Source organism: Pseudomonas sp. B15(2017), from assembly GCF_002113215.1.
In the GTDB taxonomy this organism is placed as follows: Bacteria; Pseudomonadota; Gammaproteobacteria; order Pseudomonadales; family Pseudomonadaceae; genus Aquipseudomonas.
The window spans coordinates 135260-148957 of the sequence record NZ_NEJZ01000016.1; the positions used below are offsets into that span (position 1 = coordinate 135260).

Here is a 13698-nt window from a genome sequence, read left to right on the forward strand (position 1 = left end):
GATTGACAGCCACCTGATTAGATGACTGTTGCATCTTCGAATCGCTGATTTTTTTATTTAACCTTAACTCCCCCCTGCCGCAGGGTATAAGCTCGGATCAATGCAGAATAAGCGCCCACTCCGCCATTTGCATCAATTGCTACATCGAGCCAGAGTTTGGCATCTTTAAAAATGCCCATCACGCTCTCATCGAACGCAGAACCGCCTAAGAATTTCCCACCCAAAATATTCGACAATGTACGATAAAGTACAGCGCAGTTTCGCCCCTCCACTGCCATCGCAAAATACTCTTCCTCCTCGACATTGAATTTCATTCCCTCACAAATATTTGCAGCCTGCAAAATTTCCAACTTTTCCAAACCACTGAATATATAGCTCATATTCATTTCCCTGTAATAATTGAATGTGAAAGATAGTCGCTGACAGCCTTAAGCGCTTCTGGAGCACCCCGCAAGCCCTCGGTACCCAAATGTATACGAGCATCCCCACCTGCAAAGTCGAAATGGTGCAACTCGACCGTGCAATACGTACGTAAACTCCCAAACTCCAAATTCTCCAACTGCTCCTTATTCATTTTCAAAAGATATGCTTTACTCAAACCACTGGCAGAAGCTTTAGATTCGGGCGAATTTAAACCAATACAATTTATCTTCCGTGGTGTTCCATCACGCCGGCGCCAGTCGGGCATAACAAAAATTCGAACAGAGAATTCATTTTTGATACTGGGTGGAGGCGCGGTAAGCCAAAGTTCCAGGCCTGGATAGTTCTTCAGTTTTACAACCAGATCATCCGGCCAATCCACATGCCGTCCGCCCATATTATGCGGCTCCGTGGTATCCCTTCTGGTGTAAAGTCTGGCGGAAACATTGTAATACGTCCAACTAATGGGTGGTTCTACCCCGTGAGCTTCATATTCCGGAAACAGTTCTTTTCCCGTCCACCAGAATGACCCTGAAAGAAGATCGGCAATACAGGAACCGTCGCTCCTTAATGTCGATCCAAAATGGAATCCGGGAATCTTTGTCCGGTCCAGCAGGCTGCCGCCAAGTATCGGGACCTGCTCCATACCCGCCAGCTTCCTGCTGCACGCCCCTTGTTTCTTCTGATAAATCTCGCGCGCTACTGCGGCCTCCTCCCATCGAATACAGAAATCAACGACCCAATAACAGATCGCTAATAACACGCCATATTTAACTCCCCTTCTGCACTGGCGAAAAACCTCCTTGCGAGACATCTTAAGCATTTCAAATCTCCATTTTAAAATGACCAATCACATCACTAGAAACAACTCACCTCATCAACTCCTTAAATACTTCAAAGTAACCACTTACTCCTTTAACCACATCAAATTCGCTTGCCTTCAACCTCGCCGCATCTTTCATAGACTCAAAACCACCGAAAGACGTTAAAACCCTGCACACTGCCGTGGCGATTTCTTCAACGTCAAAAAAACCAACAAGTATCCCGCTGATTCCATCTTCGACAACTTCCTGTACGGGAGCGGTATTTGAACCTACGACAACACAGCCAGAAGCCATTGCTTCCAACAGAGACCACGACAGTACAAACGGATACGTCAAATACACGTGAGCCTTTGAAAGACTCAGAACCGACCTGTAAGTTAGATAAGACAACTTCCCAACAAAGTGAACATTGGAAGCATCAAAATCCACCTCCGCAATCATCTTGCTTCGCCAGTTCAAAAATCCAAAAGGCAGCCGCCCATAACTGACGCCATCCCCACCTATAACAACAATCTGCGCACTCGGGCACTTTTCCTGAATATAGGGAATGGATCTCATAAAACTATGAAAGCCTCGGTACGGTTCGAGGTTTCTGGCGACATAAGTCACCACAGGCTGACCCGCTTTTATCACGCGCCCGCCGGGTAGCGTTACAGACTCGACCTCTTCTGATTCGGTAAATTGAATAATGCCTTCGTGAATGACGCGAATTTTAGACTGATATGTTTTCGGAAAAAGACCGCGCTGCCATTGCGTAGGTGCAATCCCGGCATCGCACTGCTCAATATTCAGGAGATGCATCGAATTCAAGACTCTAAGCCTTGAGGACGCATCCATCGCACAGGGAAACTCAGGATCGAAACCAGAGTCTGCCTCACGCGCTCGGTAATAGTACTCACAGAAATGAACTAGCGGCACATCGGGGTAAACATCTTTGACGAATAGCGTTTCACCCCACCCCGGATGGGCAAGAATCACATCAGGCCGAAAGCCTGCCTGGCTGAGCCTCTTCAATATTCGTTGAACTTGTTGCCCGTCCGAAACGGCCTCTTCATATCTATGCAAATAGCCATGAACGCCATTAGCCATATGCCTTGATGGTCGGTATCGAAATAACCTTACCCCGGCAATACCTGGCGCTGTATCGCGTCCAATTGCAATAACTCCCAAACGTCTGCGCAATGCTTCCAACGCCACATGACGAAACTGACCGGGAAAATTCTGATGAATGATAAGAAGATTCATATCTGAGCAATATCCCGCGCTTATACACCTCCATGAAATTGAAGTTTTTCAACATCAACATGTGCATACAAACGCTAACAAATGTTCAGAAGTAAAACTGTAGGAGGGATCCGAGAACCCCCTAGGAGATGGTGCGATCCACACCAGCACAAAAAGCAGGCACAAAAAAAGCGGCGCTCAATGCGCCGCTTTTTTGCGAGGGGTTACCAGCGGTTGCCGTGCCGGTTGTAATCGCCGCGTCCGCTGTGACGGTCGTAGTTGCCGCGACCCCGACGATCATCCCAGCCACCGCGGCGATGGTCATCCCAGCGTCCGCGATCATGACCGTGCCAGCGACGGCTCTCATAGTAGCGCGGGGCCGGTTGGTAATAACGAGGCGCCGAGTAATAGCGTGGAGCCGGTTGGTAATAGCGCGGTGCTGGCTGGTAGTAGCGCGGCGCCGAGTAGTACGTGCTGCCGCCGGTGTAATAAGTGCCACCGCTGTAATACGAAGGTGCCTGCGATGTGTAGACCTCTGAGCTGTAGTAGCCATCTCCGTAGGAATAAGGGACGCATCCGCCAAGGGAAAAAAGCATCACGGTAAACAGAAGAATTCGGCGATACATGGCGGCCTCCTGGACCGCGGGTAGCCACACCAGCGACGCTGGCAGGCGTCAGTCTTTTATTCGGCGACTGACGAAAAATCAGACAGCGTTTTCGGCATCTGGTGCGTTTCTGCAACAACTTGAAACAAGTGCTTCATGAAACCTTGTTCATCCAAAAACGCCTTCATTCAGCCGCTGATTAGTGGTGCCCACCGTGGTATCCACCGCCGTGATAACCCCGTCCATAGCCGCCGCGATAGCCATAACCGCCGTAGTAATAGCGGGCACCGCCGTAGTAGCGCGGACCGTAATAACCACCGTAGTAATAGGGCGAGTAATAGCCGGGATAGTAATAGGGCGAGGAATAAACATCGTAGCCGCCGGCGTAGTAGTAACAACCGGACAGCCCCAGACCGAGCACTGCTCCCGGCAGCACCCAACGCAGCAATTTTGAAATACGCATGGCGGCCTCCTGAAAGACCTGTGACAGCAGTCGGCACAGACCGGCTGACATCACGTTTGACTGGCTGACCGCTACCGAGTGCCCACGCCCCACCGAGCATCGGATCAGCGGCCATCGCGCTGCATCACGGTGCAGGCGCGCACCAACACAAAGCGCCGCCGCCACCTGCCAACCGCATCCTTCCACCCGCAAGCCGCGTCGCAGAAGGCTCGCCGCGACTTGGCACGCCTCTCGCTTTAGCAAACCCGTGCAGGAGTCATCACAGGTTCGCGGCACCACAATTTGCAATGGCTGACTAGGGTTCCGGCTCGCATCTGCGAGTGGCTGGTCCGAGAGTTGGCGACCTCCAGTTGAGGTTACACGGCGGGACAAAAGCCCGGGAGACAAGCCACCGTTCGCGGTGCCGCGTTGCCTTCCTGTCCGCCCTCGATCAACTGGAGAAGCCACCATGTCCCGACTACGTTTGCCCGCCCTTCTCGCCGCCGCGTTCGCCGCGCTCGTCAGCACCCAATCCCCCGCCGCGCAGAAAGACCACTTCAGTGTCTGCTGGACGATCTACGCCGGCTGGATGCCATGGGAATATGCCGGCAGCCAGGGCATCGTCGATAAATGGGCGAAGAAATACGGGATCAAGATCGACGTAGTCCAACTCAACGATTACGTCGAATCGATCAATCAGTACACCGCCGGTCAGTTCGACGGCTGCACCATGACCAACATGGACGCGTTGACCATCCCGGCCGCCGGCGGCGTCGACAGCACCGCGCTGATCGTCAGCGATTTCTCCAACGGCAACGACGGCATCGTTCTCAAAGGCGAGGGCAAGAAAGTTGCCGACCTCAAGGGCATGGACGTCAACCTGGTCGAACTGTCGGTCTCGCATTACCTGCTGGCCCGCGCGCTGGACTCGGTCGACCTGACCGAGAAAGACCTGAAAGTGGTCAACACCTCCGACGCCGACATTTCTGCCGCCTTCAACACCGAGCAGGTCAACGCCGTCACCACCTGGAACCCGATGCTCTCGGACATCAAGGCCAAACCCGGCGTGACCGAAGTCTTCAATTCCAGCCAGATCCCCGGCGAAATCATGGACATGATGGTGGTCAACAGCGCCACCCTCAAAGACAACCCGGCCCTGGGCAAGGCGCTGACCGGCGCGTGGTTCGAAGTGGTCGAGCTGATGAACGCAAAAAACGCTGCGAGCAAAGCCGCGCTTGAGCACATGGCCAAGGCCTCGGGCACCGACCTGGCCGGATTCCAGGCGCAACTGGACACCACCAAACTGTTCGCCACCCCCAAAGAAGCCCTGGCGTTCGCCACCAGCAAGCAGCTGCCGGAAACCATGCGCAGGGTCGCCGAGTTTTCGTTTGAGCACGGTTTGCTCGGCGAAGGCGCGAAAGACACCAGTGCGGTCGGCATGGCGTTCGCCAACGGCGTGACCAGCGGCGACACCGCCAATCTCAAGCTGCGTTTCGATCCGACCTACGTGCAGATGGCCGCCGACGCCAAGCTGTAAGCCACGGAGGATTTGGCCATGCGCCTGATCAATCGCCACCCGGATCGCCCCAGTCGTCTGCTGCTGGTGATCCTGCCGTTCGCCCTGGTGCTGTTCGCCTATTTCATGGGCTCGGCCGAACGTCTGGCGGAGAACCCCAACGACAAACTGCTGCCCAGTGCCGTGCAGATGACCGATGCGGTTAAACGCCTGGCATTCAATGCCGACAGCCGCACCGGTGAATATCTGCTCTGGCAGGACACCGCCGCGAGCCTGCAACGCCTGGCCATCGGTCTCGGTATCGCCGCGCTGGCCGGGCTGTGCCTGGGCATCGCGGCCGGAACCCTGCCGCTGTTCGGCGCACCGTTGTCGCCGATGCTGACGGTGTTATCGATGGTGCCACCCCTGGCGATCCTGCCGATTCTGTTCATCGTCTTCGGCCTCGGCGAGCTGTCGAAGGTGATGCTGATCGTGATCGGTATCACCCCGGCTCTCGCCCGAGATCTGGAACAGCGCGCGCGGGACATTCCGGTCGAACTGCTGATCAAGGCGCAGACCCTCGGCGCCTCGACCTGGACCCTGATGCTGCGTGTGGTTCTGCCGCAGCTGTTGCCGCGTCTGCTGATTTCACTGCGGCTGATGCTCGGTTCGGCGTGGCTGTTCCTGATCGCCGCCGAGGCGATCGCCTCCACCGACGGTCTGGGCTACCGGATTTTCCTCGTGCGTCGTTACCTGGCGATGGATGTGATTCTGCCGTACGTGGTGTGGATCACCCTGCTCGCCTGGCTGATGGACTGGGGCCTCAAGTGCCTGACCCGGCGTGCATTCCCCTGGTATGAGGGAGCAGCCAAATGAGCTTCATCACAGTGAAAAACGTCTGGCAGCAATACGCCGACCAAGTGGTGCTCGAAGGGCTGAACCTCAACGTCAACGAGGGTGAGTTCTGCACGCTGGTCGGAGCTTCGGGCTGCGGTAAATCGACCTTCCTGCGCCTGCTACTGGGTCAGGAAACCGCCAGTCGCGGCGAGATTCTGCTCGACGGCCAGCCACTGGCCCGCGAACCGGATGCCAGCCGTGGCGTGGTGTTCCAGCGCTACTCGGTGTTCCCGCACTTGAGCGTGCTGGACAACGTCGCCCTCGGCCTCGAACTGCCCCGGGCGCCACTGCTCGGGCGTCTGTTCGGCAGCGCCAAACGCGACGCCCGCGAACAGGCCACGGCGCTGCTGCAAAAAGTCGGCCTCGGCCATGCGCTGGACAAGTACCCGGCGCAACTGTCCGGCGGCATGCAACAGCGGCTGGCGATCGCCCAGGCGTTGATCATGAAACCGCGCGTGTTGCTGCTCGACGAACCGTTCGGCGCGCTCGATCCGGGCATTCGCAAGGACATGCACGCGCTGCTGCTGGAGCTGTGGCGCGAGACGCAACTGACCGTATTCATGGTCACCCACGACCTGTCCGAAGGCTTCAGCCTCGGCACCCGTCTGCTGGTGTTCGACAAGGTCCGCCTCGACCCGCACGCCCCCGGCGCCTATGGCGCCCGCATCACCTACGACATCCCTTTGAACAGCGACCGCCGTGCCCAACGCGCCGCCGTCGACGCCCTGCCGGAGCAACTGGCGAGCGCCCTTCGAACCGCTTGAGAGGAACCTTCCATGACTGATTCAACCCGAATTTTCCCGCCCTTCGCCGAAGAAACCCTGCCCGGCGGCGGCCATCGCTCCTTCGTCTTGAAACGCGGGCAGCTGCTGCGCCTGACGGATCTGCGCGGTGGTGCCAACGTCAGCCTGACCTTGCTCAACGCCAACGAAAAAACCGAGCGCCTGAACCTGCCCGACAGCCTCAAATGTCAACACACCGCCAAGCTGACCGCGGGCCATTGCCTCTACTCGGACATGGGCCGCGTGCTGGCGGCGATCACGGCGGATACCTGCGGCTGGAGTGACAGTCTCGGCGGCGTGCTGTGCGCCGAGGAAGTCGCGGAGAAATACGGCCAGGGCCGCTATCAGGAACTGCGCAACGGCTTCTTTCGCAACGGCACCGACAACCTGCTGGTGGAGCTCGGCAAGTGGGGGCTGGGCCTGTCCGACCTGCTGATGACCCTCAACCTGTTCAGCCGGGTCAACGTCGACGACAGCGGGCGTTTGCACTTTGTCGAAGGCCATTCGCAGGCCGGTGACTACATCGAACTCTATGCACCGATGGACACCCTGGTTGTGCTCACAGCCCTGCAACATCCACTGGATCCGTCGCCGCAATACGCGCCCAAACCGCTGAAGCTGAGCTGGATGAACGCCGACCCGAGCGTCGCCGAGCACTGCCGTACCTCGCGCCCGGAGAACGAGCGCGGCTTCATCAACACCGACCGTTTGTTCGCCTGAGGATCGTCGCCATGTCAGTTGCTATCGCCACTTCGCAAAAACAACCGGACGCGGCGGTATACCGCGCCACCATTCCCGCCGGCGAACCCTGGCTGATGGAGGTCAAGGCCGGCCAGACCCTGCGCATCCTTGATCTGGAAGGCAATCAGGCGGTCGACACCTTGTTTTACAGCGTCGCCAATCCCCGTGAGCGCTACGACGTGCAGCGCACATTGCGTCGACAAAACAACGTCTACCTGAGCACCGGCAGCGTTTTGTATTCCAACCTCGGCAAACCGATGCTGACCATCATCGCCGACACCTGCGGCCGCCACGACACCCTCGGCGGCGCCTGCGCGCAAGAGAGCAACACCGTGCGCTACGCCTTGGAAAAACGCTACATGCACAGCTGCCGCGACAACTACCTGCGCGCCTGCGCTCACGACGGGCGCCTGGGCAAAGGTGACATCGGGCCGAACATCAATTTCTTCATGAACGTGCCGGTCACTGCCGAGGGCGGCCTGACCTTCGAAGACGGAATTTCCGCCCCCGGCAAATACGTCGACTTGCGCGCGGAGATGGACGTGATCGTGCTGATTTCCAACTGCCCGCAACTGAACAACCCGTGCAACGCCTACAACCCGACACCTGCGGAGCTACTGGTATGGAACTGAAATTCGTCCGTCTGCGCCGCTGGTTGTTTGCCCTGTGCCAGGCGCGCTCGGGCCAGTGCCTGAAAAAGTGAAGTGATTTCGCCGTCGGGGACGACCCTGGCGCCTGAACAAAAACGGCGGGACGGCCCGCCTCCCAGTCGAGCCCGCCACCTGCGCGGGCTCCGGGGGATTCTCCATGTTCGAAAAAGTCCTGATTGCGAACCGTGGCGCGATTGCCTGCCGCATTCTGCGCACCTTGCATGAACTGCACGTCGAAGGCGTCGCGGTCTACTCCGAAGCCGATGCCGCCAGCCTGCACATCCTGCAAGCTGAAGAAGCGCACAGTCTCGGCGAAGGGGCAGCGGCCGGCACCTATCTGGCCGTGGACAAGATTCTCGCCATCGCCAAAGCCAGTGGCGCCACAGCAATCCACCCCGGTTACGGCTTCCTTTCGGAAAACGCCGCGTTCGCCGAAGCCTGCGCAAACCATGGCATTGCCTTCATCGGCCCGACACCGGAGCAACTGCGGGTGTTCGGCCTCAAGCACACCGCACGCGCCCTGGCCAAACAGCACGGTGTGCCGATGCTTGAAGGCACCGAACTGCTCGAAAGCCTTGAGGCCGCACTGATTGCCGGCGAACAGGTCGGTTATCCGGTAATGCTCAAAAGCACTGCCGGTGGCGGTGGCATCGGCATGCGCGTGTGCCGTAACCCCGGCGAACTGAGCGAGTCTTTCGACGCAGTGAAGCGCCTCGGTCAGAACAACTTCAGCGACGCCGGCGTGTTCATCGAGAAGTACATCCAGCGTGCGCGGCATCTGGAGGTGCAGGTGTTCGGCGACGGCCACGGTGCGGTGATCGCCCTCGGCGTGCGCGATTGCTCGGTGCAGCGGCGCAATCAGAAAGTCCTTGAAGAAACCCCGGCACCGAACCTGCCCGAAGGCATGGCGGATGAGCTGTGCGCAGCGGCGATCAAACTGGCCAAGGCAGTGAGTTACCGCAGCGCCGGCACCGTCGAATTCGTTTTCGACAGCGATGCGCAGCGCTTCTATTTTCTGGAAGTGAACACCCGATTGCAGGTTGAGCACGGCGTCACCGAACAGGTGTGGGGCGTCGATCTGGTGCGCTGGATGATCGAGTTGGCGGCCGGTGACTTGCCGCCGCTGGCCGAGTTGTTCGCAGGCCTGCAACCGCAAGGGCATGCGATTCAGGCGCGGCTGTATGCCGAGGATCCGGGCCGCGATTTCCAGCCCAGCCCCGGCTTGCTGACGGCGGTCGATTTCCCGGTCGCCAATGGCCGGCACCTGCGCATCGACACCTGGGTCGAGGCCGGTTGTGAGATCCCGCCCTACTTCGATCCGATGATCGCCAAAATCATCAGCTGGGCGCCGACCCGCGAACAGGCCCGCACCGATCTGCATCAGGCCCTCGGCGACAGCCAGCTGTACGGCGTGGAAACCAACCGCGACTACCTGCGGCAGATTCTGCTCGATACGCCTTTCGCCAGCGGCCAGCCCTGGACCCGTTGCCTGGAAGGCCTGGTGTACCGGGCCAACACGTTTGAAGTGCTGAGCGCCGGCACCCAGACCAGCGTCCAGGACTACCCCGGTCGCCTCGGCTACTGGGCGGTCGGCGTGCCACCCTCGGGGCCGATGGACAGTCGCGCGTTGCGTCTGGGCAATCGTCTACTGGGTAACGATGAAGGCCTGGCGGCGCTGGAAGTCACCATGAGCGGGCCGTTGCTGCGCTTCAATTGCGAGGCGGTGGTGGCCGTGACCGGCGCACCGATTGCCCTGACACTCGACGGTCAGCCGCAGGCGATGAATACCGCCCTGCTGATCCCCGCGGGCAGCCAGCTGCATCTGGGCAATCTGTCGGGCGCCGGAGCCCGCAGCTACCTGTGCCTGCGCGGCGGGTTGCAAGTGCCGGATTATCTGGGCAGCAAAAGCACCTTCACCCTCGGTCAGTTCGGTGGTCATGGCGGACGTGCCTTGCGCGCCGGTGACGTGCTGCATCTGGCTGCCCTGAGTGAGCGCAGCGCCGGGCAGACATTGGCGCCCCATCACGTCAGCGAATTACCTGCCGTGCGCCGGATCCGCGTCATCTACGGCCCCCATGGCGCGCCTGAGTATTTCACTGAAAACTACATCGACACCTTTTTCGCCACGCAATGGGAAGTGCATTTCAACTCCAGCCGCACCGGCGTGCGCCTGATCGGACCGAAACCGGAGTGGGTGCGCGCCGACGGCGGCGAGGCCGGCCTGCATCCGTCGAACATTCACGACAATCCCTACGCCATCGGTGCGGTGGACTTCACCGGCGACATGCCGGTGATCCTCGGCCCGGACGGCCCGAGCCTTGGCGGTTTCGTGTGCCCGGTGACGGTGATCGAGGCGGATCTCTGGCAACTGGGTCAACTCAAGGCCGGGGACAAAGTGCAGTTCGTGCCCGTCGACCTCAAGACCGCACGCGATCTCACTCTGAAATGGGATTCCTGTGAAAGCGCGATTGCCAGCGATGAAGTTGACGCGGTGTCTGCTCGGGCCCTGTCGCTGGCAAGCCAGCTCCCACAGGGCCTGGTTTCGCCTGTGGTTCTGGAATTGGGTCAGGACGACAAGCGGCTGGTCGGGCGTGTGTCCGGCGATACCCATCTGCTGCTGGAAATCGGCGCCCCGGAGCTGGATCTGGTCCTGCGCTTCCGGGCCCACGCACTGATCCAGGCGCTGGAAGGCAAAAACCTGCACGGCGTGATCGACCTGACACCCGGCATTCGTTCACTGCAGATCCACTATCAGCCCGAACAACTGCCGCTGGCCGATCTGCTCGGGATCGTCGCGGGCGAGTGGGATGCCGTGTGCGCTGCCGGGGATCTGCAAGTACCGTCGCGCATCGTCCACCTGCCGTTGTCTTGGGACGATCCGGCCTGCCAGTTGGCGATCGAGAAATACATGACCACCGTACGCAAGGACGCGCCGTGGTGCCCGAGCAATCTGGAGTTCATCCGCCGCATCAATGACCTGCCCAACCTCGACGAGGTGCAACGCACAGTGTTCGATGCGAGCTATCTGGTGATGGGCCTCGGTGATGTCTACCTCGGTGCGCCGGTCGCCACACCGCTCGACCCGCGCCATCGGCTGGTGACCACCAAGTACAACCCGGCGCGCACCTGGACCGCCGAAAACTCGGTGGGCATCGGCGGCGCCTACCTGTGCGTCTACGGCATGGAAGGCCCGGGCGGATATCAGTTCGTCGGGCGTACCTTGCAGATGTGGAACCGATATCGCGAAGTCGCCGCGTTCGAAGGCAAACCGTGGCTGCTGCGGTTTTTCGATCAGATCCGTTTCTACCCGGTCACCGCCGAAGAACTGCTGCGCATCCGCCGCGACTTTCCTCTCGGCCGCTTCGACCTGAACATCGAACAGAGCCAGCTCAACCTCGGAGAATATCAAGCGTTTCTCAACCGCGAGGCCGAGAGCATCCACGCCTTTCGCCTGCAGCAACAAGCCGCGTTCAACGCCGAGCGCGAACGCTGGATCGCCAGCGGCCAGGCGCATTTCGACAGCGAAGAGGCCGTGTCGCAAAGCTGCGAAGAAATGCCACTGGCCTGCGGTCAGCAGAGTGTCGACAGCCATATCGCCGGCAACCTGTGGCAGGTCCAGGTCGAGGTCGGAAGTCGCGTCACGGCCGGCGATGCGTTGGTGATCCTGGAGTCGATGAAGATGGAAATCCCCGTACTCGCACCGCTGCCCGGCGTGGTCCGGGAGATTCGCGTGCAACCCGGTTCGGCGGTACGCGCCGGTCAACGGGTCGTGGTGCTGGAACTCGACTGAACCCATTTTTGCAAAGGATGACCCCATGAATCTGCAACTCGATGCCCTGCGCCAGGCCTACCGCGACGGCCAGACCACCCCCCGCAAATTGCTCTTGGCCCTGCGGGAAAAAGCCGCTGCGCTCAATCCCGACTATCACTTGTTTATTCATCTGCTCAGCGTCGAGGAACTGGAGCCGTACCTCGCCAGCCTCGACGGCCGCGATCCAGAGAGCTTGCCGCTGTATGGCGTGCCGTTCGCGATCAAGGACAACATTGACCTGGCCGGTGTCCCGACCACGGCCGCGTGTCCGGCATTCGCCTACGTTCCCGAACGTTCGGCCACCATCGTCGAACAGTTGCTGGCGCTGGGCGCAATTCCGCTCGGCAAGACCAACCTCGACCAGTTCGCCACCGGCCTCAATGGCAGCCGATCACCGTACGGCGCTTGCCCGAACAGCGTGCTGCCGGAATATCCCTCCGGTGGTTCCAGTGCCGGCTCGTCGCTGGCCGTGGCGCTCGGCGTCGCCAGTTTCGCGTTGGGCACCGACACCGCGGGCTCCGGAAGGGTGCCGGCGGCGTTGAACAATCTGGTGGGTCTGAAGGCCAGCAAAGGGCTGATCTCCACCGCCGGCGTGCTGCCGGCCTGCCGCACGCTCGATTGCGTCACCACGTTCACCACAACGGCGCGGGAAGCCAGTCAGCTCCTGGCGCTGACCGCGCACCTCGATCCGAGGGACGAATACAGCCGCAGTAATCCGTCATGGAATGACGGTTCCGCGTTCGGCGTACCACGGCCGTTCCGCTTCGGTGTACCACGTGCGCAAGACCTGGAATTTTTCGGCTGTGAGGAGGGCCCGCGGCTGTTCGGCGATGCCATTGACCGGCTCAAGGCAGCGGGCGGTGAGGCTGTCGAGCTGGACCTGTCGCCATTCCTCGAAGCGGCGCGGTTGCTCTATGAAGGGCCGTGGGTGGCCGAGCGCTACAGCGTGGCCGGCGAGTTGATGGAAGAAAATCCTGCGGCGGTGCTGTCGGTGATCCGCGCGGTGCTGGCCAAGGCACCAGCCGTCAGCGGCGTGCAGACGTTCCGTGCGCAATATCGCCTGCAAGCACTGAAAGCCGTTTGCGATAAAGCACTGGAAGGACTCGACTGCGTGCTCACGCCCACTATTGGTCGTCCGGTGACGCTGGCGGAGCTCGACGCGGAACCGGTGCTGCGCAATTCCGAACTGGGCTACTACACCAACTTCATGAACCTGCTCGATTACGCCGCCGTCGCCGTACCCGGCGGTTTCATGGCCAACGGGCTGCCGTGGGGTGTGACGCTGTTTGGTCGAGCGTTCACCGATCAGTATCTGCTGGGCGTGGCCGATGCCTTGCAGCGCCAGCAGGATCGCGCGCTGCCGACGCCGAACAACCCGGCGCGCCATGACCGTGCACGACTGGTGGTCTGCGGTGCGCATCTGGACGGACTGGCCCTGAACTGGCAACTGCGTCAGCGCGGCGCACGCCTGATCGAAGCCACCTGCAGCTCGAAGGACTACAAACTTTATGCCCTGGCCGGTGGCCCGCCGTTGCGCCCGGGCATGCTGCGCGTGGCCGACGGTGGCGTGGCCATCGCGGTGGAAGTCTGGGAGTTACCGAGCAGTGAACTGGGCTCGTTCCTGACCGGGATCCCGGCGCCGCTGGGCCTGGGTAAGGTGCAACTGGCGGATGGCCGATGGGAAAGCGGATTCATCTGCGAACCTTACGGCCTGGAAGGTGCAACCGATATCAGCCATTTGGGTGGGTGGCGAGCGTATCTGCAAACCAGAACCTGATTCTAAAACCGGCCCCCTTTCGTTCCGGGA

The 13698-nt window shown here is 60.0% G+C and carries 12 protein-coding genes and 1 riboswitch; of the genes, 7 read left to right on the forward strand and 5 right to left on the reverse strand.

From position 1 onward, the window contains the following. Positions 1-53: 53 nt before the first annotated feature. The 5 genes from CAF73_RS29945 to CAF73_RS22130 all read right to left on the reverse strand — a co-directional run bounded on the left by CAF73_RS29945 (position 54) and on the right by CAF73_RS22130 (position 3536). The gene (locus CAF73_RS29945) at positions 54-380 is read right to left on the reverse strand and encodes a hypothetical protein (protein WP_139834862.1); all 327 of its coding nucleotides are present in this window, start codon (positions 378-380) and stop codon (positions 54-56) included. Between the two features lie 2 nt (positions 381-382). Then, positions 383-1243 carry a hypothetical protein gene (locus tag CAF73_RS22115; protein WP_085703826.1) on the reverse strand — a complete coding sequence of 287 codons (861 nt, stop codon included), beginning with the start codon at positions 1241-1243 and terminating at the stop codon, positions 383-385. A 46-nt stretch (positions 1244-1289) separates the two neighbouring features. Further along, on the reverse strand, positions 1290-2489 hold the full coding sequence (locus CAF73_RS22120; protein WP_085703827.1) for a glycosyltransferase family 4 protein: 1200 nt from the start codon (positions 2487-2489) through the stop codon (positions 1290-1292). 203 nt (positions 2490-2692) lie between these two features. After that, positions 2693-3094, reverse strand: a complete 402-nt coding sequence (locus tag CAF73_RS22125; RefSeq protein WP_085700582.1) for a hypothetical protein — start codon at positions 3092-3094, stop codon at positions 2693-2695. A gap of 178 nt (positions 3095-3272) precedes the next feature. Next, positions 3273-3536, reverse strand: a complete 264-nt coding sequence (locus tag CAF73_RS22130) for a hypothetical protein (protein WP_085700677.1) — start codon at positions 3534-3536, stop codon at positions 3273-3275. Positions 3537-3820: 284 nt separating this feature from the next. Further along, positions 3821-3921, forward strand: a riboswitch (guanidine-I (ykkC/yxkD leader). 63 nt (positions 3922-3984) lie between these two features. Here CAF73_RS22130 and CAF73_RS22140 point away from each other — a divergent pair. The 7 genes from CAF73_RS22140 (at position 3985) to atzF (ending at position 13668) form a co-directional block, all read left to right on the forward strand. Beyond that, positions 3985-5052 carry a putative urea ABC transporter substrate-binding protein gene (locus CAF73_RS22140; protein ID WP_085703828.1) on the forward strand — a complete coding sequence of 356 codons (1068 nt, stop codon included), beginning with the start codon at positions 3985-3987 and terminating at the stop codon, positions 5050-5052. Between the two features lie 18 nt (positions 5053-5070). Then, the gene (locus CAF73_RS22145) at positions 5071-5886 is read left to right on the forward strand and encodes an ABC transporter permease (RefSeq protein ID WP_085703829.1); all 816 of its coding nucleotides are present in this window, start codon (positions 5071-5073) and stop codon (positions 5884-5886) included. Next, positions 5883-6671, forward strand: a complete 789-nt coding sequence (locus CAF73_RS22150; RefSeq protein ID WP_085700579.1) for an ABC transporter ATP-binding protein — start codon at positions 5883-5885, stop codon at positions 6669-6671. The genes CAF73_RS22145 and CAF73_RS22150 overlap by 4 nt, the downstream gene beginning before the upstream one ends. A gap of 12 nt (positions 6672-6683) precedes the next feature. Then, complete coding sequence (locus CAF73_RS22155) at positions 6684-7409, forward strand: urea amidolyase associated protein UAAP1 (protein WP_085700578.1); 726 nt, start codon at positions 6684-6686, stop codon at positions 7407-7409. Positions 7410-7420: 11 nt separating this feature from the next. Then, positions 7421-8062 carry an urea amidolyase associated protein UAAP2 gene (locus CAF73_RS22160; RefSeq protein WP_085703830.1) on the forward strand — a complete coding sequence of 214 codons (642 nt, stop codon included), beginning with the start codon at positions 7421-7423 and terminating at the stop codon, positions 8060-8062. Positions 8063-8237: 175 nt separating this feature from the next. Continuing rightward, complete coding sequence (uca, locus tag CAF73_RS22165; protein ID WP_085703831.1) at positions 8238-11870, forward strand: urea carboxylase; 3633 nt, start codon at positions 8238-8240, stop codon at positions 11868-11870. Positions 11871-11895: 25 nt separating this feature from the next. Continuing rightward, positions 11896-13668: an allophanate hydrolase gene (atzF, locus tag CAF73_RS22170; protein WP_085703832.1), complete on the forward strand. Its 1773-nt coding sequence runs from the start codon at positions 11896-11898 to the stop codon at positions 13666-13668. Positions 13669-13698: the final 30 nt, after the last annotated feature.

Bases quoted from the DNA above. Each gene is read 5' to 3' on its own strand.
- CAF73_RS29945 (WP_139834862.1), bottom strand. From the start codon at position 380: ATGAGCTATATATTCAGTGGTTTGGAAAAGTTGGAAATTTTGCAGGCT.
- CAF73_RS22115 (WP_085703826.1), bottom strand. From the start codon at position 1,243: ATGCTTAAGATGTCTCGCAAGGAGGTTTTTCGCCAGTGCAGAAGGGGA.
- CAF73_RS22120 (WP_085703827.1), bottom strand. From the start codon at position 2,489: ATGAATCTTCTTATCATTCATCAGAATTTTCCCGGTCAGTTTCGTCAT.
- CAF73_RS22125 (WP_085700582.1), bottom strand. From the start codon at position 3,094: ATGTATCGCCGAATTCTTCTGTTTACCGTGATGCTTTTTTCCCTTGGC.
- CAF73_RS22130 (WP_085700677.1), bottom strand. From the start codon at position 3,536: ATGCGTATTTCAAAATTGCTGCGTTGGGTGCTGCCGGGAGCAGTGCTC.
- CAF73_RS22140 (WP_085703828.1), top strand. From the start codon at position 3,985: ATGTCCCGACTACGTTTGCCCGCCCTTCTCGCCGCCGCGTTCGCCGCG.
- CAF73_RS22145 (WP_085703829.1), top strand. From the start codon at position 5,071: ATGCGCCTGATCAATCGCCACCCGGATCGCCCCAGTCGTCTGCTGCTG.
- CAF73_RS22150 (WP_085700579.1), top strand. From the start codon at position 5,883: ATGAGCTTCATCACAGTGAAAAACGTCTGGCAGCAATACGCCGACCAA.
- CAF73_RS22155 (WP_085700578.1), top strand. From the start codon at position 6,684: ATGACTGATTCAACCCGAATTTTCCCGCCCTTCGCCGAAGAAACCCTG.
- CAF73_RS22160 (WP_085703830.1), top strand. From the start codon at position 7,421: ATGTCAGTTGCTATCGCCACTTCGCAAAAACAACCGGACGCGGCGGTA.
- uca (WP_085703831.1), top strand. From the start codon at position 8,238: ATGTTCGAAAAAGTCCTGATTGCGAACCGTGGCGCGATTGCCTGCCGC.
- atzF (WP_085703832.1), top strand. From the start codon at position 11,896: ATGAATCTGCAACTCGATGCCCTGCGCCAGGCCTACCGCGACGGCCAG.